The organism is Mesorhizobium sp. M1322 (assembly GCF_040318085.1).
Classification (GTDB): Bacteria; Pseudomonadota; Alphaproteobacteria; order Rhizobiales; family Rhizobiaceae; genus Mesorhizobium.
The window spans coordinates 55,651-77,009 of record NZ_JAMYLP010000014.1 but is presented as its reverse complement, the minus strand read 5'-3'; the positions used below and the strand labels follow the sequence as shown (position 1 = coordinate 77,009).

The 21,359-nt window shown below is 58.7% G+C and carries 17 protein-coding genes and 2 pseudogenes; 17 read left to right on the top strand and 2 right to left on the bottom strand.

The features are described 5' to 3' along the window. Positions 1-189 precede the first annotated feature (189 nt). The 15 genes from NKH12_RS08255 (at position 190) to NKH12_RS08185 (ending at position 18,258) form a co-directional block, all read left to right on the top strand. Positions 190-1,188, top strand: a complete 999-nt coding sequence (locus NKH12_RS08255; RefSeq protein WP_352952643.1) for a succinylglutamate desuccinylase/aspartoacylase family protein — start codon at positions 190-192, stop codon at positions 1,186-1,188. Between the two features lie 516 nt (positions 1,189-1,704). Then, positions 1,705-2,958 carry a methylaspartate ammonia-lyase gene (locus tag NKH12_RS08250; RefSeq protein ID WP_352952659.1) on the top strand — a complete coding sequence of 418 codons (1,254 nt, stop codon included), beginning with the start codon at positions 1,705-1,707 and terminating at the stop codon, positions 2,956-2,958. Between the two features lie 15 nt (positions 2,959-2,973). After that, positions 2,974-4,125: a CaiB/BaiF CoA transferase family protein gene (locus NKH12_RS08245; RefSeq protein ID WP_352952642.1), complete on the top strand. Its 1,152-nt coding sequence runs from the start codon at positions 2,974-2,976 to the stop codon at positions 4,123-4,125. 166 nt (positions 4,126-4,291) lie between these two features. Then, positions 4,292-5,158 (top strand): HpcH/HpaI aldolase/citrate lyase family protein, encoded by an 867-nt coding sequence (locus tag NKH12_RS08240; RefSeq protein ID WP_352952641.1) that lies wholly within the window; start codon positions 4,292-4,294, stop codon positions 5,156-5,158. Between the two features lie 126 nt (positions 5,159-5,284). Then, positions 5,285-6,211, top strand: a complete 927-nt coding sequence (locus tag NKH12_RS08235; RefSeq protein WP_352952658.1) for a LysR family transcriptional regulator — start codon at positions 5,285-5,287, stop codon at positions 6,209-6,211. 188 nt (positions 6,212-6,399) lie between these two features. Continuing rightward, a complete protein-coding gene (locus tag NKH12_RS08230; protein ID WP_352952640.1) occupies positions 6,400-7,833 on the top strand; it encodes an NAD-dependent succinate-semialdehyde dehydrogenase in 1,434 nt (477 codons plus the stop codon). A 6-nt stretch (positions 7,834-7,839) separates the two neighbouring features. Further along, positions 7,840-9,384, top strand: a complete 1,545-nt coding sequence (locus NKH12_RS08225) for a fumarate hydratase (protein ID WP_352952639.1) — start codon at positions 7,840-7,842, stop codon at positions 9,382-9,384. Between the two features lie 493 nt (positions 9,385-9,877). Beyond that, entirely contained in the window at positions 9,878-10,375 is a 498-nt protein-coding gene (locus NKH12_RS08220) for an Lrp/AsnC family transcriptional regulator (protein ID WP_352952638.1), read from the top strand. A gap of 432 nt (positions 10,376-10,807) precedes the next feature. Continuing rightward, positions 10,808-12,610, top strand: a complete 1,803-nt coding sequence (locus tag NKH12_RS08215) for a ThiF family adenylyltransferase (protein ID WP_352952637.1) — start codon at positions 10,808-10,810, stop codon at positions 12,608-12,610. Then, positions 12,610-13,104 (top strand): Mov34/MPN/PAD-1 family protein, encoded by a 495-nt coding sequence (locus NKH12_RS08210; RefSeq protein ID WP_352952636.1) that lies wholly within the window; start codon positions 12,610-12,612, stop codon positions 13,102-13,104. The genes NKH12_RS08215 and NKH12_RS08210 overlap by 1 nt, the downstream gene beginning before the upstream one ends. Positions 13,105-14,064: 960 nt before the next feature. Next, the gene (locus NKH12_RS08205; protein ID WP_352952635.1) at positions 14,065-15,471 is read left to right on the top strand and encodes an aminotransferase; all 1,407 of its coding nucleotides are present in this window, start codon (positions 14,065-14,067) and stop codon (positions 15,469-15,471) included. A gap of 498 nt (positions 15,472-15,969) precedes the next feature. After that, the gene (locus NKH12_RS08200; RefSeq protein WP_352952634.1) at positions 15,970-16,698 is read left to right on the top strand and encodes a helix-turn-helix transcriptional regulator; all 729 of its coding nucleotides are present in this window, start codon (positions 15,970-15,972) and stop codon (positions 16,696-16,698) included. A gap of 90 nt (positions 16,699-16,788) precedes the next feature. Further along, positions 16,789-17,415: an acyl-homoserine-lactone synthase gene (locus NKH12_RS08195; RefSeq protein ID WP_352952633.1), complete on the top strand. Its 627-nt coding sequence runs from the start codon at positions 16,789-16,791 to the stop codon at positions 17,413-17,415. 32 nt (positions 17,416-17,447) lie between these two features. Further along, on the top strand, positions 17,448-17,705 hold the full coding sequence (locus tag NKH12_RS08190) for a transcriptional regulator domain-containing protein (protein ID WP_352952632.1): 258 nt from the start codon (positions 17,448-17,450) through the stop codon (positions 17,703-17,705). Next, complete coding sequence (locus NKH12_RS08185) at positions 17,599-18,258, top strand: DUF2285 domain-containing protein (protein ID WP_352952631.1); 660 nt, start codon at positions 17,599-17,601, stop codon at positions 18,256-18,258. The genes NKH12_RS08190 and NKH12_RS08185 overlap by 107 nt, the downstream gene beginning before the upstream one ends. 8 nt (positions 18,259-18,266) lie before the next feature. Here NKH12_RS08185 and NKH12_RS08180 read toward each other — a convergent pair whose 3' ends face one another. After that, the gene (locus NKH12_RS08180) at positions 18,267-18,545 is read right to left on the bottom strand and encodes a DNA -binding domain-containing protein (protein ID WP_502910762.1); all 279 of its coding nucleotides are present in this window, start codon (positions 18,543-18,545) and stop codon (positions 18,267-18,269) included. Positions 18,546-18,671: 126 nt separating this feature from the next. Here NKH12_RS08180 and NKH12_RS08175 point away from each other — a divergent pair, with 126 nt between their 5' ends. After that, positions 18,672-18,911: a helix-turn-helix domain-containing protein gene (locus NKH12_RS08175; protein WP_352952630.1), complete on the top strand. Its 240-nt coding sequence runs from the start codon at positions 18,672-18,674 to the stop codon at positions 18,909-18,911. Positions 18,912-19,087: 176 nt separating this feature from the next. Next, a pseudogene (locus NKH12_RS08170) lies at positions 19,088-19,302 on the top strand (helix-turn-helix domain-containing protein). Between the two features lie 683 nt (positions 19,303-19,985). Here the strand turns inward: NKH12_RS08170 and NKH12_RS08165 are convergent. Then, a pseudogene (locus NKH12_RS08165) lies at positions 19,986-21,156 on the bottom strand (IS110 family RNA-guided transposase). Positions 21,157-21,359 lie beyond the last annotated feature (203 nt).

Sequence of the window (21,359 nt, the reverse complement as noted above, 5' to 3'; positions counted from 1 at the left end):
GTTATCGAGCAGCGATAGGTTCACACCAAGCCGGCCGGCCATCTAAAAACGCGATGGCACCGTCCGGGACATTATATTGGCGAATTGAACATCGCGTGGCGCATACTTCCAGAGCTGAAGAACGCAAAACCGCAACAGCTATCGTAACCCGGCGCCAAGGGCGCCTGAATACTCGCAGTAGATTGTACCATGAACGGAATACCACACCTCACATTCGATCTGGACAGACCCGGCGTGAGCAGGGGGCATCTTGTTGTCCCAAAAGGCGCCGATTGCGAAGCTCTTTTTCTCCCGGTCTTCGGCCTCAACAAAGGCGAGGGACCGCGGCTTCTGATCACAGGAGGATGTCATGGCGATGAATTGGAGGGGCCGATTGTTGCGCGACGGCTTGTCGAGTGGCTGCCCGAAGGGCAAACCTGTGGAAGGGTCATCATCGTCCCGGTGCTCAATCCACCAGCCGTAGAGGCATGTAGCCGCAATACGCCGATCGACGGGTTGAATCTTAATCGAGTGTTTCCGGGCCGCGCCGACGGGTCGCTAACTGAACGCATCGCGGATGCGGTTTCGCGTATATTATTGCCGATGGCGGACACGGTATTTGATCTTCATAGCTACGGACCAGGGTGGGAATTTCCACCGGCGACCACGACGCATCCCGTTGCTGATCCCGAGCTCATGGCCAAGACGATCAAAATGGCAGAAGCGTTCAAATTACCCATGACGTTGGTCTGGGAACATGCAGAAACGGCTGGAATGTTCGATACTTTAGCCCAAAACCAGGGCAAGGTATTCGTTTGTCCTGAACTCGGCGGCGGCAATGTCAGCTCCGAAGCTCTTGCGATATATGAAGCTGGAATGCGCAACGCACTCATCGCGCTCGGACTGGTCGAGGGAAAAGCCGAGTCTCCAACGTTTCGTCAACAGAAGTCCAGCCTGACACTCGAAACGCGGCGCCCGTCCGACGAGCTGAAATCACCTGCGCGTGGCATCTTCGAACCTCGCTGCTCGATGTTGGATGTAGTGAAGCAGGGAGATCTCATCGGTATTTTGCATCCGATGGACTCGCTGTCGGCCGGTTCGACTCATATCCTTGCGCCTGGCACATCCGTCGTCTGTGGCATTCGATCCGGAGGCTATGTCAAAATCGACGAATATATAGCGCTGCTCGGGCGACCGCGAAATCGCTGAGGAGCACGTGCTCGACTGCTATTACGCGGGATCAACAGGAAAGGGGCTGTCCTAGGCGGTGTGGAAGGATTTGAGCGAGATGAAGCCGGCGACCAGAGCGACGATTGATGCGAGTTTCGCTTCGTCTTCTCGCAGGGTAGGGTGACGCGCTTGAATCGCTTTAGCTTGTCGACGGCCTGCTCGATGCGGGCGCGGCCTGTGTAGAGGGCCTCTTCGAAGAACGGCGGCTTGTCCTTTCGGTTCGCAGTAGCTGGCGGCGACGAATAAAGATGCAGAAGTCGGAAAATTGCCGGCTGCGGCGAGCGCAAAGCATCGCATAATATTCGCTTCACGACCGCACGGTATTATTGGCTGATCGCAAAAAATCTGAACGCCATATCTCGGCCATCTGGAAACGCGATGGCACCGTCCGAAACATTGTATTGGTGAACTCAACATCAAGTGGCCCATACTTGGCAGGCAGCGAACGAACTGCAACCGCCATCAACGCAGCCCGCAAAAATCGAGCGAAGTGAAGTGCAGATAAAAGATGTCCTGCTCGCGCCTGGCAACGGCGCATTTTTCTATGACGATCAGGAAGCCATTAGGTCCGGCGCCATCCAGGATGGGTTCATCTATCTTGGCGAAACGATAACGCCCGGATTCGAGTCGATTCGCATTCCAGCATCGTCGCTCAGCGTGGGGTTCGTCCTTACCGACGACACCGTTGTTTGGGGCGACATGATGAACGTCCAGTACTCCGGTGCTGGCGGACGCGATCCTCTGTTCGACACGAATCAAATCTCGGATTTGACGTCGCGGGTTGTGGTGCCCCGGCTTCTCGATATCGATGCGTCTCGTTACCTTGATGCCTGCGCGAAGGTTTTCGAGCCTTTCGAACACAAGCGGTTAGCTCTCGCGATTGAGTATGGGGTCAGCCAGGCGCTCCTACGCGCAGCGGCCCATCTTCACCGTACGACGATGGCGGAAATCGTATGCAGTGAATTTAACCTACCGCTGCCAACGCGTAGGGTCCCGATCTACTGCCAGAGCGGTGATGCTCGGGAAATCAACGTCGACAAGATGATCCTGAAAGCGGTGGATGTGCTTCCCCATGGTCTGATCAACTCACGGCAGAAATTCGGCGTCGACGGTCAAACGTTCATGGAGTTCGTGAAGTGGGTTGCAGCGCGTACGCGCCAAATCGGCCGCCCGGGGTATCATCCAGTGCTTCATTTCGATGTGTATGGCTGGATCGGCCAGGAAATCGGCCGGGAGCCGCAACGCATCGCCGACTTTATCTGCAAGGTTGCAGAAACCGTTCCGGATTTCACGCTCAACATCGAATCCCCGGCGGATTTTGGTTCGACGCAAGCTCAAATTGAGAACTACGCCAAGATCGTATCGATTTTGGACGACCGGGGTTCCAACGCGCGCATTGTAGTGGATGAGAGATGCAATACGCTTGAGGATATTCGGCTCTTTGCCGAAGCCAAGGCCGCGCATCTCGTTCAAATCAAGACGCCCGATGTCGGCTCAATTGCCGACACAGCGCGGGCCGTTCTCCTCTGCAAGGAAAACAACGTCGGAGCTTATGTCGGGGGAAGCTGTACCGAGACAGATCTCTCCGCCCAAGCTTCTGTCCATGTATCGGTGGCAACCCAGGCCGACATGATGCTTGCAAAACCCGGAATGGGTGTCGACGAGGCATTTTCCATCGTCGGGAACGAACAGAACCGATTGCTCGCGGTGCTGAACCGTCGTCGAGCTCAAACCGAAAATGTTGGATGAAAAGCACGGTGTCGCATGCAGAACTCTCTTGAGGGGATCATCGTGGTAGCCGTGGAGCTGGCCGTTGCCGCGCCTTACGCATCCTCTCGTCTTGCTGACGCCGGCGCCCGGGTGATCAAGATCGAAAGGCCCGAAGGGGACTTTGCGCGACACTACGACAAACTGGTGCGGGGACAGAGCGCTTATTTCGTCTGGCTGAACCGGGGTAAGGAATCGGTGTGTCTGGACCTGAGTTCGGAGGCTGACCGGGCCGTGCTAGGATCGCTCATGGCCAGTGCTGACGTCTTCATCCAGAATCTGAAGCCGGGCAGTATCGAAAAACTGGGTTTCGCGTCTGCTGATCTCCGTCGACGATATCCGCGGCTGATCACCTGCGACATCTCTGGCTTCGGGGAGACCGGGCCGTATTCCCATTTGAAGGCTTATGATCTCATCGTCCAGGCCGAAACCGGTCTATGCGCGATCACCGGCAACCAACAAGGGCCCTCGCGTGTAGGGGTCTCGGTTTGCGACATCTCGGCGGGCATGACAGCGCACAGCGCTATTCTTCAGGCGCTGTATCACCGCGAGGTCACCGGAGAGGGGACAAGCATCCAGGTGTCACTGTTCGATGCCGTTGCCGACTGGATGAACGTGCCTGTTCTGCAAAACGACTACAGCGGGTATCACACGGTACGCGCCGGCGTGAAACACCCGTCGCTGGCGCCGTACGGCGCCTATCGTTGCGCCGACGGCAAAGAGGTCATCTTTTCGGTACAGAATGACCGTGAATGGGTGAATTTTTGCGAGAAGTTCCTGAAGCAGCCGGGGCTTACACGCGCACCTAGTTTTGCCGACAACATGGAGCGTCTCGGTCACCGGGCGCAACTTGATGAGATCATCGAACTGCGTTTTTCTGAACTGTCCTGCCACGAAGCAATGCACGAGCTTGAGGTGGCGGGCTTGGCATATGGCCGACTGAACGAAGTGGCGGATGTTTCAAAACATCCACACATTCGCAGGGTGCAGGTTGGCACTCCCGAAGGAACCGTCGAGACGATAGCGCCGGCGGCGATCTTCAACTCCGAGCACCCCTCGCTTCGCCCAGTTCCGGCTCTTGGCGCTCACACCGAGACGGTCCGCGAGGAGGTTCTGGAGCGTTTGCGCGAAAGTGCCGCCTCGGCGTGAGCGCGCGTCTGGTTAAGGGAGTGCGCGCGCGATTTCCAAAGAGCCTGTGTACCTCGCATCATCTCGGCACGCCGGCCACCAACAAAGCTCACTGGCACCGCCCTCACTAAAATCGGCCGCAGAGGCGACTTCATGATCAAGGACACAGGCGGCTGTTGAAAACGCAATGTCTGTACCCAGCTGGAGATCCCTGCTCTTCGTGCCCGCCCACGTTCCGCGATTTGTGGAGACGGCCCATGAGCGGGGTGCAGATGGCGTCATACTCGACCTCGAAGACTCCGTTCCCCAGGATCAGAAGGGCGAGGCACGGCGGCAGCTTTCTGAATCCGTTGCAAAGGTCGGGCGCAAGGGCGCATCTGTTCTGGTCCGCGTGAATCGTGGTTTGCGCGCCTTAGCGGCCGATCTCGATGCAGCGGTGATAGCAGGTGTTGACGCACTGGTTCTTCCGAAGACGGATTCGGCAGAGTGGGTATTAGAGATCGCGAATACGGCTTCGGAACTTGAACGGGAAAGAAATCTTCCGCTGGGACGCATCCGGTTCCTTGCCCAGATCGAGACCCCCGGCGCCTTGCAAAGGTTAGCGGCCATTGCTTCGGCGCATCCAAGATTGGTCGCAATGGCGCTTGGTCCTGAAGACTTCACTGCTGCTGTTGGTGGCTCTCCGGAGTTCGACCTTCTGTTGGCGCCGAACCTTTCTGTTCTGTTTGCCGCCCGTGCCGCTGGGTTGCTCCCGCTGGGCTTCGTAGGGAGCATCGGCGACTTCTCCGACCCTGATAAACTTCGTGAAGCCGCGGCACATGCGCGGCGGCTTGGCTTTGCCGGAGCCTTGGCGATCCATCCGACACAGGTTGCCACATTCAATGAGGCTTTCTCGCCAAGCGCACAGGAACTCGAGTGGGCCCGTCGTGTTGTCGCGGCGGAACACGATGCCGCCACGCGTGGCCTGTCTGCATTCTCGTTGAATGGTAAGATGATTGATCCCCCGGTGGTTCGACGCGCCCACGAGATCCTGGCTCTCGCCAGCCATAACTGACCTGCCTTAGTCAGCAGCCGGGCAGGAGCGTTTTCAAGTCGTGGCCCGACTATTGCTTGCCTGCCATCTAGTTTCGAGATAGATAAGAAGGCACTGGGGATCATGCCCCGGTTGGATTTGGTCATCGTGGATATCAGGCAGTTAAGATACTTTGTCGGCGTCGTCGAAGCCGGCAGTTTCACGAAGGCAGCTGCGACCCTCAACGTTGCGCAAAGCGCTCTAAGCCTGCATGTGCGTCAACTGGAGGAAGGATTCGGCACCCAACTGCTCGTTCGCGACAGGACCGGTGTCAGCGTCACGTCGTCCGGAGACAGGCTGCTTGAGCGCGCGAGGATCATCCTGAAGGAAATTCAGCTCACTGAGGCAGAACTGACCAGCTCAGTGGCTGCTCCGTCCGGAGAGGTGACCATTGGCATTCCGTCCGGGGCCGCTCGCGTCCTTAGTGGTCCCCTGCTTGAATCGGTAAGAAGTGAATTGCCGAGGATCTCGCTTAAGATGATCGAGGGCATGACGGGACCGCTGGAGGAGTGGATGGCTGCTGGCCGCTTCAATCTGGCTGTCCTGTACCGCACTGCCGAGAGCGTTGGGCAAATGACGGTGCTGGCCCACGAAGAGTTTTGCCTGGTGGTGCCGCCGGGTGAACCGCCTTTCCAAGAGTCAATACCGCTCGCCGACCTGCACGCGTTTCCGCTGGCGGTTCCGATGCGCAACAACAATGTCAGGCGTTCGGTGGCTGATGTCGTTGCGCAACATGGTTGCGTGCTTGACGTAAGATTTGAAGTCGACTCCCTTTCTACGATCGTCAGTATCGTCATGGAAGGAAAGGCCTATTCTATTCTTACCCCGTCAGCCATTCAGAAAGAGGCGTCTCAAGGCCAAGTCCGGACGGTTAAAATCGTTGATCCAGTGATCACCCGTTCCGTTGTGCTTGCCGTCAACCCGAAAGATGAGCGCTCTCCAGCCGTTTCTGCGGTTCGCAAGCTGATCCCCAAGGTCGTCAGGACATTGATCGAGAGCAGGCTCTGGTCGGCCACGGCTCCGGACCGGGCTTAGGCACATCCTTGGTGCTATCGCTCGTCCGCTACTGCCTGAGTCGTATCATCTGTATTCCAGATGGTTTTGGTCGATATTCCATATTTGACCGGGCGTAACCATCGCGTTGAAACTGCAGAGAAGCGAGCCCACGGTCCGGATATCGGCTGGTCTCGCACTGGCAAGAATTCAGTCAAGCGGAGCATGGGATGTCCAACGCCACGAGCTATCAGCTTTTCATCAATGGCCGGTGGCGAGCCGGTGGTAGCGGAGCCACTCTGCCGGTAATCAATCCGGCGACGGAGAAGATATCTGCCTCGGTGGCCTCGGCGACGATACTGGATCTGGATGAGGCCCTCGCTTCTGCAGAGCGAAGCCGCAAGGCTTGGTCTTTGCGGCCTGCAAAAGATCGTGGGGAGATCCTTGTGGCGGCCGCCAGAATCCTGGCAACGAATGTGGGAGACGCAGCCAAGGATTTATCGACCGAACAGGGAAAGACGATTGCCGAAGCGACAGGCGAGTACGCGCGCGCCGTCGAAACACTGGAGTGGAACGGCGCGCACGCCGAAGAGCTGTCGGCCCCTATTCCGATGGGCCCGAACCGGATGATCGTCCCAGAGCCCCTTGGCGTCGTTGCTGCCTTTACGCCTTGGAACTATCCTGCCGTTCTCATCGCCCGCAAGCTTGCCCCAGCTTTGGCGGCAGGCTGCCCGGTGATCCTCAAAGGGGCTGAAGAGACACCAAGCGCGGCTGTCCATATCGTCGAAGCCTTGCGCCAAGCGGGCATCCCGGACGGCGTGGTCAATCTCGTCTTTGGCGTTCCGGTGCAAATATCCAGGCATCTCCTCAGCTCGCCGATCGTCAAGGTCCTAACTTTCACGGGTTCTACTGAGGTTGGAAAACAGCTCGCCAGGCTTGCCGCGAATAACTTGCAGCGGTGCATTCTTGAACTCGGTGGGCACTCCCCCGTCGTTGTATGCGAGGATGCCGACCTGGCAAACGCCATACCGGCAATTTCGGAATACAAGTTCGAGTGCGCGGGCCAGAGCTGCAACGCACCCAGCAGGATCCTCGTCGCGCGGACCCTCTATGAGGAATTCCTATCCCGGATGACGGAAGCCGCCCGCAAGATCAAGATCGGACCGCCGGACGACCCTGCGACGGAGATGGGGCCAATGGCAAACGCGCGGCGAATCGAGGCCATGCAGCGTTTGATCAAGGATGCGGTCGATCGGGGCGCCCGCATCGAAACCGGGGGGACCCGCCTCGACCAGCCGGGTTTTTACTGGCCGCCAACCATCCTGACAGGGGTGCCAAAGAATGCGAAAGTGCTTCATGACGAGCCGTTCGGGCCGATCCTCACCGTAGCGCCATTCGACACGATCGAGGAGGCGATCGAAGAAGCCAACGCCACCGAGTATGGCCTGGCCGCCTACTTCTTCACCGGCGCCGCCGATGCGAAACAGGCGCTGATTCGGGGTCTTTCGGCCGGCGCTCTTAGTGTAAATTATCTTAAAGGGGTTTCAGCAGATGCGCCGTATGGAGGCGTTAAACAGAGCGGGTATGGATATGAAGGAGGGGAGCAGGGGGTGCGGAGCTTCCAGAGCCTGAAACTGGTCAACGGGTTCGGTTCATTCGGATGAGATTTCGTGAATAAGACAAGGCGGACCATTGCCGGGGAGGATATCACAAAGAGCGTCGCAGACGCCCTTCAATACATCTCATATTACCATCCTCCCGATTATATCCGGTACCTTTCGCAGGCATACACTCGCGAACAGAGCCCGGCGGCAAAGAACGCCATCGAGCAGATCCTGCTGAACTCCCGCATGGCGGCCTTCGGACGTCGTCCGATCTGCCAGGACACCGGTCTCGTAGTTGTCTTTGCCAAGGTCGGTATGGACGCCCGCATCAAATCAAAGGCCAGTTTCGCTGACCTCGTGAATGATGGCGTCCGTCGGGCATATCTTGACCCGGACAACCCGCTCAGGCCTTCGATCGTCGCTGATCCGCTCGCCGGACGCATCAATACCCGCGACAACACGCCGGCGGTCATCCACGTCGACCTTGTGCCCGGGAATGCAATCGAGATTGCCATCGCAGCAAAAGGGGGCGGGTCGGAAAACAAGGCGCGTTTCACCACCCTGAACCCCAGTGCATCCGTTGCCGACTGGGTAGTCCACACCGTTTCGACGCTGGGCAGTGGATGGTGTCCGCCCGGCCTGATCTCGGTCGGCATCGGTGGCAGCGCTGAAAAGGCGATGCTGCTGGCGAAGGAGGCTATGAACGAGCCCATCGATATATCGGAACTGATTGCTAGGGGGCCGTCAAGTGCGGAGGAGGCACTGCGGGTTGAGCTTTATGAACGAATTAATGCGCTGGGTATCGGCGCTCAGGGACTAGGCGGCCTGACGACAGTCGTTGACGTCAAAGTCGCTACTTATCCAACCCATGTGGCGTCCAAGCCTGTGGCGCTCATTCCGCAATGCGCCGCCAACCGGCACTTGAAGTTTATCTTGGACGGCACAGGACCGGTGCAGCTCCAACCGCCCGACCTTTCCGAATGGCCCCAGATCGGTCATGAGGATTTGCACAGAACCGGCGTCCGTCGGGTCAATGTCGATGCGCTCACCAGGGAAGAGACGGCATCGTGGCGCTGTGGGGAAACCCTTCTTTTGTCCGGAAAGATGTTGACGGGCCGTGACGCCGCCCACCAGCGAATGGTCGACCTGATCGATGCCGGCAAGCCGCTCCCGGTCGATCTGAGGGGACGCGTGATCTACTACGTCGGACCAGTCCGCGCGGTGAGGGATGAGGTCGTGGGGCCTGCTGGCCCAACAACCGCCAGCCGTATGGACGCTTTTGCTGAAAAGATCCTCGCCGAGACCGGGCTCTTCGCGATGCTGGGTAAGGCGGAGAGGGGACCCGCGGCCATCGAGTCGATTGTCAGACACAGGACACCCTATCTCATCGCGGTGGGTGGCGCTGCATACCTGATTTCAAAATCGATCAAGGCGGCGCGGATCGTTGCCTTTGAAGACCTGGGCATGGAAGCCATCTATGAATTCGAGGTGCAGGACATGCCGGTTATCATGGCTGTCGATGTTGAGGGAAACTCCATTCACAGTTCCGGGCCCCTTGAGTGGCGTAAGCGCATGGCGGCCGACAGCATCGCCCGCAGCATCGGCGTTTGAGTCTTCCGGCTGGGCGATCCGCCCCGGCTCAATGTCGCGACATCGGGCCGGGCCGAACTCTGGGCCGTAGCGGCAACACGGGCGGCATTTGCGGTGCAGGCTCCTCGGCGAGCCAAAGAAGAAAGGCCTTCAATTCATCTCGAAGCCAAATGCGCTGATGTAAACACTGAATCGACCATGCCGTCCTCGGGATCGATGCTCGGGAACTGTCGAGGGTGCCAATCAGGTAGTAGCGCCGGTACTGACCATCCATTTACGGCCAGATCGATGCCGACACGCGATCACCGCTCTGCGCGTCATCGCATAGGGGAGGGCAATGCCCAACTGTTCTGCATCCCTTCTGATTGGATCGCTCTCAGTCAGATGACATTCCTAACCTCACACTGACCCGTTTCGGGCCGAGACAGATGTGTCCACTAAATTCCCTCGCTTCGATCGATGATAGAATTTCTGGCACCAATTGCCCTTTCCACCAGTTTGAGAGCAACAGATCATGAAGTCGAAACCAAATCCTGTGCAACTAGACGATTGGGATATCCGGATTCTCTCAGAGATCCAGTCAGATGGTCGGATTTCAAAAAGCGAACTCGCAAAGCGTGTTCATCTTTCGGCGTCGGCCTGTTCAGAACGGCTCCGCGTGCTGCAAGCCGCAGGCATCATTGAGGGTTTCTATGCGCGACTCAGTCCAGCCCTCATCGGCGGCATCATCTCTATAATGGTGGAAGTGGTTTTGGACCGCCATCGTATCGAGGACCAACGGCACTTCGAGACTGCGATCCAACAGATTCCGGAAATCCTGGACTGCTGGGCCATCGGGGGGCGGATCGACTATTTGATGCGGGTTTCATCTCCTTCCATGGCTGCGTATCAGGATTTCATGGAGGGATTGCTGCAGGCAGGCTTGGGTATCAACCAATACTACAGCCTTGTCGTGACGAAGCCAGTGAAAGCCAATTCACCAATTCCGTTGTCCTCATTCAAGAGGAGATGAACTCTGAAGCGTTTCCGTCGGCAATTAGTCCCGATTCCGCGAATTCATCGGTCAGATACGCACATTTCCGCGAAATTCGAGAGGCCGTTGCGCATATAACGAGCCCTTAACCGAGTGTTCTGCTTCAATTTTTCGGGCGAAGAGCAGCGAAGCGTTTAAGCAATCTAGTCGGGACCCAAAAGTCCTTCGCCCAGGATGTAAGCTCAAAAGCACATATTGCCAAAGACCTTTGAGTGCCTGCTCTGCCACAAGCTCACAACTATGTAGATATGGAGGGAATTATGGCTGGAAGACCCGACAACCCCGGAAAGGGACCACCAGATAATCCGGGAAAAGGACCGCCTCACGGAGTGCCTTCCGGGCCGCCTCAGGGTGTTCCGCCGGGCCCGCCCGTTCCGCCGGTGCCCCCGCCGCGCAAGGTGGGATGAGAGGATGGTTGATCCCGATTCATCCATGACGACCCCGGCGCAGCCAGTTCCCCGCTGGGAGAAGCGTTATCCGGGGCGGCTTAAATACGAACTCGACGCGCTGCACGCCGCCGGGATAACGCCTGAGATTGACGAGCCGGCCCTCGCTGCGGGGCGATTGTTGCTCACATTCGACTGGCCGCTCGATACGGCGACGCCCCTTCGGTTGCAGGCTGTCTTTCCCGACGCCTACCCGCACTTTCGGCCTCAGGTCTTTCTGCTCGCCGGCCTGGACCCCCCGCCCGCGCGCCACCGCAGTCCTATCGAGGGCAATCTCTGCCTGCTCGGCCGCGACACCCGGCAGTGGACACCGGGCTGGTCGCTTTGCACGTTGCTCGAAAAGCAGCTCGCCGACTCCGTGCGTGGTACCGGTGAGGAAGACCAGCAGGGCGAGCCTGCCGAATACTGGTGGAACAACCTTGGCCGTAATTCCGGATCTTATTGTCTGATCGACAGCGGCTGGGATGTCGGCGACACCTCGCAGGGCACATTGCAGCTGCGTTACATCCAAGATCAAACGGTCAAAGTGGAGGCCGAGAACGGTCCAATCCATATTCCGGCCGTCAGGGCCTATATCAAAGAGGTTCGCGCTGAGGATGGCCAAGTGCTTCACCAATGGGCGGGTCCGCTCCCAACCGACCTGGCCGACGCCAAGAATCAGCTGGAGGTTCCGTGGGTAAGATCAAAAGACACGATCCTGCCCGAACCTCAGCTCGATGCACAGCTGAAAAGGCTCCGCCAAGATCACTCATGGCTCCGGCGTACCCGGCCACGAAACTACGGTTCAGGTCTGAAGTTTGACCTCTGCGCACTCGTCTATCCGAGCGAGCTCGCCTTTGGTGAGACGGGCCTCGGCTGGTGCTTCGTCATGGTCTTCGGTCATGCGCACGGCTTTGAGCCGAAGAAGAACAAAGCCCCCAAATCACTGCGTATCACGGCGTTGCCCGTTTTTCGCGCCGGGCCGGGCGACATTGGCTGGCGCGTTCCGGCCGTTGCATTCCTCAAAGACAAGCGGATCCTTGTCGTCGGTGTTGGCGCCGTCGGCGCACCGGTAGCGATCGAACTTGCTCGCAACGGATGCCGCACCCTCGATCTCGTCGAACATGACATTCTTGAGCCCGGAAACACGATCCGCTGGCCTCTGGGCGCAGCCGCCTGGGGGCAACGCAAGACAGACGCGTTGCAGGCTTTTCTCGCTCGCCAGTATCCGGCAACCGAAGTCCGTAGCCATTCGCATTTTATAGGTATTGCGGCGCAGGCTCTGAGCGATCCGGGTGACGACGATATTCTCGACTCGCTCATCAGGGACGCTGATCTCGTTATCGATGGCAGCGCTTCGCACGGCGTTACAACGCTGCTGGATGACCGCTGCCGAAGCGCAGCCGTTCCCCTCATAAGCATGTCTGCGACGCTGACGCTGGAGGGCGGCACCGTTGTCCGGCACGTCCGCGAAAGCGGCTGCCCGAATTGCCTTTTGCACGCATGGCACAAGCACGAGATCGAACCCCCGCCAGGACAGGATGCCGGTGACGAAGCCCTGACCCAGCCGGCGGGGTGTAGCGAGCGCACATTCACCGGTGCCGACTATGATCTGCAGGAACTTTCGCTGCAAGCGGTGAGGCTGGCCATCGATACCCTCTCGGGCAAGGCGGACGAGGGTTCGGTCGTGCAGACACTCAGCTTTGTTGATGATGAACGAGCGCGCTGTCCGCCGCGCTGGCGTGTCGATTCGCTGCCCAAACATCCGGACTGCCGGGGCGGGCATTGATGTTGCCGGATGTCGATGTCTGGCTGCCTAACACCGTGACTCAGGAATGCGCGGTTGAAGCCGACACCAACTTCCCCTTAGAGACCGGCGGCACTTTCATGGGCTGGTGGTTGAATCCTGATACCGCCGTCGTAACCGCCATGATTGGTCCCGGACCCGGCGCCCTTCACGAGCGCTTCCGGTTCCAGCCGGATCAGCAATGGCAGCTTGAGCAGATTGCCGCCCACTATGAGCGTTCGGGTCGCCGCGAGACTTACCTCGGCGACTGGCATAGCCACCCCGGCGCTTCGAGCGGCGCGCTGAGTTGGACCGACCGCGCCGTCCTTCGCCGCGTTATCGCCACACCAGAAGCCCGCTGCGCACTGCCGCTGATGATGGTTCTATGGGGTTCTTCCGGCACATGGCAGCTGACGGCGTGGCGAGCACAAACGGTGCCGCGGGTGGTGCTCTGGGACAAGCTGCATCTCGATCCGGTGCAGATAAGGGCCTTTTGAAATCTCCGCACACGCAGATGCCAGCGGCTTGATGAAAGGCATGACCTGGCATCCGCTTCGGTCAGGCGATGATCCGGCAAACCTGCGCGAGGAACGGCCTGCCCGACAGCGTGGCCTGCAGCGGGTGAAATCGCAAACGGCCGCGCCCGCCGGCGTGGACCCGCTGCATTGGCTGCTCCTGACCACCCATGCGGCAACCTGCTCCGCCGGGGCCTGGCCGATTGTCGCTTGTACACTCAGCGCTGGCTCATCGAGCAGTTCTTCCGAGTGATGAAGACCCTGGGCTTGAAGATCGAGACAGCCAGTTGCAATCGGGACAGATGGAAGCGTCTACTGCTGTGTGGACACGGTGTCGAGCCTTGGCGAGCCCGTCCAAATCTATGCGAAAGAAGAATCTAAAGCACGTCCTGGGATGGTAAATCGATCGTGATGTGAAGAGGGGACCTTTGCTGCTCGATGAGGAGACTGCGGAGGGTCTTCTCGAGCATGCTTCCCCTGCCGCGCGACTCAGCGATCCTGACGCCTTCATAACGCTGCGAATCTGCTTTGAGAGGGGTGGCAATCCTGAATAGCCCAAGGCGTGCCGCCACGAGCGTGCGCATCACTATATCCCCGAAAATATTCTGGCGACACGAAGAACGCATCGCGGAAGTTCTATTGGGCTGCTGGATGGGGATCTTTGGACAGCGCCTCTCGTAAAACCGTCCCCGGGTTATGAGGTACCTTCGCAGACCTCCGCCGAAGAACAGAAACACGGCGGCGGCCACACTGATCCCTTATCCGCCTCAAGGAGAAGGTAAACTCCAGAAACCTTGGTTTTCACTGCGTTCGAGCCGATTTTCGCGAATTCGTCGGCTAAAGACGTGCATTCCCGCGAAACTCGAGGGTGTTTGCGAGTATGCTTGTTCTCAATAGGCGGCTAGTTGAGTGTCTTCTGCCTACTGCTCCCGAGGAGGAACTATGAGCTTGAGCAATTTGGGGACTGAGCAGCTGCGGGAGAAGGACCGAAGCTTCGTCTTTCATCCGTCTACACACTTGGCCAAGCACAGCCGCGGCGAGACGCCAAACCGGATCATGGCCGGTGCGGAAGGCGTGTACATCTGGGATACGGAGGGTCGGAAAAGTCTTGACGGTTTCGGCGGGCTCTACTGCGTCAATATGGGATACGGATGCACGGAGATTGCCGAGGCTATCGCCCGGCAAGCGCACGAGCTGCCGTTTGCCCATGTCTATGCGAGCCAGGGCACGGAGCCAGTCGCGCTTTTGGCCGAGGCCGTGGTCGAATATTTCGGGCAGAACATGCGACGAGTCTATTTCGGCCTTTCCGGCTCCGACGCCAACGAGACCAACATCAAGCTGGTGTGGTACTACAACAACATTCTCGGCCGCCCCGAAAAGAAGAAAATCATCTCGCGGCATCGCGGGTATCACGGGTCCGGGCTAGTCACCGGTAGCCTGACAGGCCTTCCCTTCTTTCACGATTTCTTCGACCTGCCTCTGAATTTGGTGCGCCATACGACGGCGCCCCACCATTACCGCCAGGCGTATGATGGCGAAAGTGAGGAGGCGTTCTCCAGGCGCTGTGCTAACGAACTTGAAGCCCTTATCGTCGCTGAAGGCCCGGAGACGGTTGCAGCTTTCATTGGAGAGCCGGTACTTGGGACCGGCGGCATCGTTCCGCCTCCGAAGGGATACTGGGCTGCGATTCAAGGCGTGCTTCACAAGTACGATATCCTTCTTATCGCCGATGAAGTGGTCTGCGGCTTCGCGCGAACCGGTGAAAAATTCGGGTCCCACCTCTATGGCATGCGCCCGGATTTCGTGACCATCGCCAAGGGCTTGAGTTCAGCCTACTTGCCCATCTCCGGGTCAATTATCGGCGATCGCGTCTGGTCGGTGTTGGAACAAGGAACGGAAAAGAACGGCCCGCTCGGCCATGGCTGGACATATTCCGGTCACACGCTTTGTGCGGCGGCCGCGCTTGCCAATATTAGATTGCTGAAGGAAAGAAACATCTTGGAACATGTTCGGGATGTCGGACCCTATTGGCAAGCCCGCATGAAAGCCGAGCTGGAGGGACATCCCATCGTCGGCGAGGTTCGCGGCGTCGGCATTCTATCCGCCGTGGAACTGATGCGGGATCCTAAAGGGCGGGTACCGTTTGCACCCGGGCTTCAGGTCGGCGTGCGCGCCGTCGCTGCTCTGTTCGAGAATGGTGTCATCGGCCGCGCTATGCCGCATGGCGATGTCCTCGGCTTTGCCCCGCCTCTGATCATTACCCGAAAAGAGATCGACATCGTCGTCGATGCGACCGCGAAATCAGTGGATACGACCTATCGCGCGCTGAAGGCGGAAGACGCGATATGATCTGACGTGAGATGACGCCTTCCACTCGGATCGACCAGGATATCACGTCCGGCGCCACGCTCTTCACTTTAAGGCAACTTGCATCGACTGTATGCAAGCCGCTGCTGAAATGCGACGCCAATCTTAAAACACAGTGACGCCTTCGCGTCCGGTGACGTAGGGCTGCTGCACGAATTGTCGAGGTGACGCTCTCACAGACCACAGACCGCAATCTACCGTGATCCTGAGCTCCTCCACTGAAACAGTCTCAACAGCCCGCAAACAGAGACTCCGACCGTAAGGTAGGGCAACCAAGAGGACTACTATCACCTGCTAACATATGACGTTGGAATGAGGTCTCGGTATCAATAACAGCGCCGTCGAAGCACATATCGCCCTCCCAAGGCGCACGCCCGGCACGGAGCTCAGTCTCCGGCCGGGCCTTCAACCCAGAATGGCTGAGCATTGGCCCGCCCGTCTTGGCTCCTGGAGGGGGCCAGAACTCACTGCAGTTTAGCTATGCAAGACGCTTTTCATAAATTTGTAGAGCAGATCGCAGACAGCGCTGACGCGACGGACCTGCGCAACGCTCTGGGCGAGATTGCCTCTTCGCTCGATTTGCCGTCTTTTGCCTATCTTTTCCCTTCGCCTGGCAAGGGCCGCAAGGTGCGCCTGATTTCCACCTACCCTCAATCCTGGACATCTCACTACCTTCACAGTCGGTATGAAAAGATTGACCCGGTTATCCATCAGGCGCGTGGTGGTCAGGAACCGTTCAACTGGGATGCGCACGGTGCTGATCTCGAACTATCGACGCAGCAGCGACAACTGATGGATGAGGCGACGCAATTTGGCATTCACTGCGGCTTCACGATCCCGATCCATGACAGCACCGGTACTTTTGCAGCACTGACCTTCGCCTCCGATGAAAGGCGACCACCGTTCTTTCGCCTGATTGATCGATATGATCGCGTGCTGCAGCTCATCGCGGTCTTCTTCCATCTTCATGCCTGTCGCAAGCTGGCCGACGGCAGGACCGTGGCTGGCGTTGCCCTATCGCGAAGGGAAATGGAATGTCTGAAGTGGGCGGCTCGCGGCAAGACGGCGTGGGAGATCGGCCGCATCCTTGGGATCAGTCGGCGCACCGCGGCCTATCATCGGGATAACGCCAGGGATAAGCTTGGAGTGAAGACGGCTATTCAGGCAGCTGTTCGGCTTGCACTGTCCCGGCCATCTCTCTTCACCTGATCTCCGAAACCTGGGCACATACACAGGTTGTATCAACTCCGGCCTTTGCCTTCAATCGCAGGTGTTATCCATGCGAGGGAGAAGGCCATCATGATGCAGTTGATCACGCCGGATTGCTACGCTGAGTTCAGCGACGAGCTGGAGCAGATGCATCGCTTGCGGTATCGCGTTTTCAGGGATCGACTTGATTGGGACGTTTCGTTCAGCGGCGGCTTTGAGGTCGATCCGTTCGACGCGCTTCGTCCCCATTACCTATTGCTGCGTGCGCCCGCCGGACGCATCGACGGCTGCGTGCGCCTGTTGCCGACTACAGGACCGACGATGCTGCGCGATAGCTTCTTCGCTCTCCTTGCCGACCGTCCAGCGCCGGAAGATCCGCGTGTTTGGGAAAGCAGCCGTTTTGCGCTTGATTTTCCGCCTTCCGCGCCCAAACAGGCGGGCATCGCAATTGGCACCTACGAGCTGTTTGCCGGAATGGTCGAGTTTGGTTTGTCACGCGGTCTGCGCAGCATCGTCACCGTAACCGATCTGCGCATAGAGCGCATCTTGCGTCGCGCCGGCTGGCCACTCGAACGGTTGTCCAATCCGCAAACAATTGGCAACACACGCGCCGTTGCCGGATATCTCGACGTCTCGAGAGAGAGCTTGGAAGCCCTCCGTCGCAATGGCGGGCTCAAGGGCCCGGTCCTGTGGACCCCGGTCATTAAGACCGCCTGAGCCTGCAATCCAACCTTTCTGGAAATGATGCAATGGACGAAACAAGACCTGGCCCTGCTTGGCCGGACAGGCACGATGATCGTGCCTATAGCTATGTCGAGCAGCTCACCAGCCGAGGCTGGGCCTGGGAATTCCTCAGGCGCAATCCAGACTTCCAGAAGGATCTGGCGAACGCGCTACGCGGTGCCGAACGCACGAACGCCCGGTCCGTGGACATTATCAGCCTGCCTTCGAACACTGTTGATCTCTCGCGGTGGGGCCTTCTGTTTTGCAAGTTCAAAAGGAACTGATGCGAGCGTCTTTTGGTGCCCCTGCCAATGTCCGCATGTTTTGCCCGTTGTTGCCGAAAAGGCGGCGCGGCCGCGCGGGGTCGACTTGCTTGATCTCGCCTCGCGCTCCTGCCGCATCTCCATACTCGTCACGCGGGACGGGCATCAGCACCTCCTGGTCGAGGACAGTGGCAGGAGCTTGCAGCTGGCTGCCTCCGGCGTCAGCGTCCTCGAACCTGTCCGATTGACATCCTCCGTCCTCTGGTCGCCAGAGGAACTGAAGCAACGCCTGAACGCGTTGGAATGTCTGAACAGCCTTTGTTGGACCGGCAGGCTGCAACCAGGATTCTTTCCGACCGAGCCCCGTTGCTCGCGGTTGCGCCGAGTCTTGCGTGCCCTCGACGGCTTTATCGCTGGCGCATCACACCGCGAAATCGGCCTTGCTCTCTTCGGCAGAGCCCGCGTCGAGCAGGACTGGGCCGACCCCAGTGACCATCTTCGCGACAGCGTCCGCCGTGCCGTCAGACGCGGGCGCTCGTTTATGAACGGCGGGTATAAGCTTTTCCTTCTATAGCGTCACCATCAGGCCTTTGGGCGGCCAGAGAACAGCTCTTTGTACCCCGCCACCACCAGCCAGTGGGCGCGCGCGAGATGGCTGCGAACCGCCCTTTGGGCGCGCGTTGGCTCTTGCACTGGATCGATTCCCAATATCGCCTGCGCCATCTCTTCTTCGCTGGCATTGCCGGCGCATGCGTCTATGAGCTTCAAATATGTCGTGAAGTGTTCATCGTCGTAAGCGGTCAGGCTCTCCGCCCATGGGACCTCGTCAGCAACAGCAGGTTTGAGCAGTCTGTCTACCATTTCATGTCTCGCAGTAAGACTTATCCCGCGCCCGCGCAAATCTTTGACGGCACAATATCCTAAAATGGGATAATCCGAAAACTGGGATTAGTCCATGAGCCGGTTCTTTCTTGGCCGGTTCGTCTGATGCCGAAATCCCTTCGATCACCTCGCCAGCGCTGGCTGCTGAAAAGGTTGATAGCGGCGCGCAAAAATATCGGATTCACCCAGAGCCAGGTTGCTGAAATGCTAAGCCGCCCGCAGTCGTTCGTCGCCAAGTATGAGGGTGGTGAACGTGGGCTGGACGTAATTGAGTTTCTCGACGTAACCGAGGCTCTCAAAATCGATCCTTGCGAGCTTCTGGCACAAATGCCTCGTGACCTATAGGTGGCGTCCCACTTTGTTTGGGTGTCAAACTTCACGATTTACGTCCTTGAGTTCTCGGATCAGCGGGATTTGCCCTCGCTAAAGTGATGCCGTGCAGCCGCTCCTCTTTGTTGTCTCTGATTTTCGTAGAGAATCCTCCGTGGTGAAATCCTCGACGAGAGGGTCGCTTCTCGTGCATGGAAATCCGAGAGGTCTTTGCCCGCAATCTGCGTAGGCATCGCCAAAAAAGAAATTGTCGTAAGAAGCGCTGGCCCATGAGGCTGGCGTCGACCGAACATATGTCAGCGCACTTGAGCGCTCGGTCTATGCCGCCAGCATTGATACGGTGACAAAACTCGCCAGAGTGCTCGGAATCGAGCCGGCCGATTTACTCGACCCTCATTCTGAATAAATCTGGAAGCAGCGACGAAACCGCGGTTGATGAGACTCGACCAGAAGGTTTTCCAGGCATTTCATGCCGCTGACAGGAGCGCCCGCGCGCCTGACGACGCGCACCAGGTCTCGTGAACCGAGCCCGCTTTTCTTCGGCAAGCTCAGGCGGTCTCGGCCATTCGGCTTCGCCCCTTGGCGTGGGCAGCCCTTCGAGACGGCCGCCGCCCTTGCGGGCGGCGGGGTTTGTCTGTTGGCCTTTCCCGGTGGCGCGGGGTGGGCGGCACTCCCTTCTAGGCCCGCCGCGGCAGCCCGCAACCCTTCGCGTGCCGCTCAGGGTCCTCCTCTTCGTTCCGGTCCTTCGGATGCGGTCCGCCTCCCACGGCGGGCCTTTCCGGTCGCGACTCGCCGCCCACCCCGCTCACATGGGGACTTTGTCGTCAAGGCTGTCTTCGCATATCAACCTCAATGCGTTGTGATCCAAGGTCCGAGCCTGTCATCTTGGCGCGGTGACAACACCGGTCCAAACTCACATACGGTCGCTGCTCTGTGGCAGCTGCACCAACATCCCGCTTTCGTCGGTAAGGCTCAGGGGAACGCGACCAATCTTCCGGACGGCATTTTGGGCCAAGTGGGGTGGAAGGTTCGTTCGCCCAGGATCAGCCGGGAGCGATCAATCCCGGCGGATGGAGAAGAGTGCGTTGATCATGCCGGCTTCATAACAGCGCCCTCAATGACAGCACCATGATGAACGTACTTCCACAGCGCGATCAGAAGTTTTCTCGCGAGCGCAATGATGGCCGGCTTGCGGCGCCTGCCGCCGTCGATCGCGACCCGCTCCTGGAACCATTGTGCCAAAGCCGATCGAGGTTGATGCAAAAGCCAGAACCACGACAATTGCACCATCACGGTCCTCAGCCTCGGATTGCCCGCCTTCGATACGCCCTGTTCCCGGCTGATCGATCCGCTTTGCCACGGTGTCGGTGTCAGACCGGCATAGGAGGCAAGCTGCCTTCGATTCGCAAATTCGCGATACAGACCCTCGGACCAAAGCACCTCGGCAACGTGCTCCCACGCCGCGCAGTTGCTTGAGCATCGACATTCCATTGGCGACTTTTGAAGGCTCGCATTCTTTGCGAGCCGCTTCGTCGCGCGCTGCCTCCACGTCCTTGATTTGCCGAAGCAGGAGCTCGATCCGGTCCAGTGCACGCACAATTTCCGCTTTGAGATTCGGCGGTAGTTCACGACCGTCTCCGGTCCTGAGTTCTTCCAGTCTAGTGCGCCGGTCCCGCTTCAGCGGCTCAAATCCAATGATGCCCTGTGAGAACAAGAGCCCTTTGACCCGGTTCACGATCTTGATCCGCTCCGCGATAAGAGCGCGTCGCTCACGGCTGTTGCGCTTTCTGTCCTCTTGCTCGGGCGATGGCGGAACGACCATGGCGCAGACCCGCGGTTCGCCGCGCTTGTAGGCAAGCAGGGCGCGAAGGAGGGTCTCGCCGTCCAGCTTGTCTGTCTTTGCCCGGCGTTTCCTGCGTGACGTGGCGATGGATGCCGCATCAACAACATGGCTTTCGATGCCGTCACGCTCAAGGATCCGATGTATCCAGAAGCCGTCTAGGCCAGCCTCTTGGATTGCGATCACCGGCACGTCACGGCTCGTTCTGCGCCGAACCGTCGCCTTCAGTTGGAGGACAAGGTCCAACAAGCCGGCCGTATCGCCTGCTTTGACGACGCGCTTTGACATCTTCTCTCCGTTGCACGGCAACAAGCTTGTCACCAACCAGGTCGAGCGACTGAGTTCCAGGGACAGGAAGATAGCACCGAGCGTCGTATGGACCGCACCGGTTTCATTCTCAGTCGCGTTTTCAGTCTTCATGTGTCTGGTTCCTTCAAGTTCTTCACGAGCAATGTGCCGGTCAAAGCGAGTTGATCGCAGCTGCGGTCATCGCTTCGCGATGCGGTTTGATTGTTACCTGCCCCCGTTTCGCGGGGTGGGCGACGCTCCTTTCTAGGCCCGCTGCGGCGTGCCGCAACGCTCGCTCCGCTCGCATCCTCCACTCCGTTCCGGCCCTTCGGGTG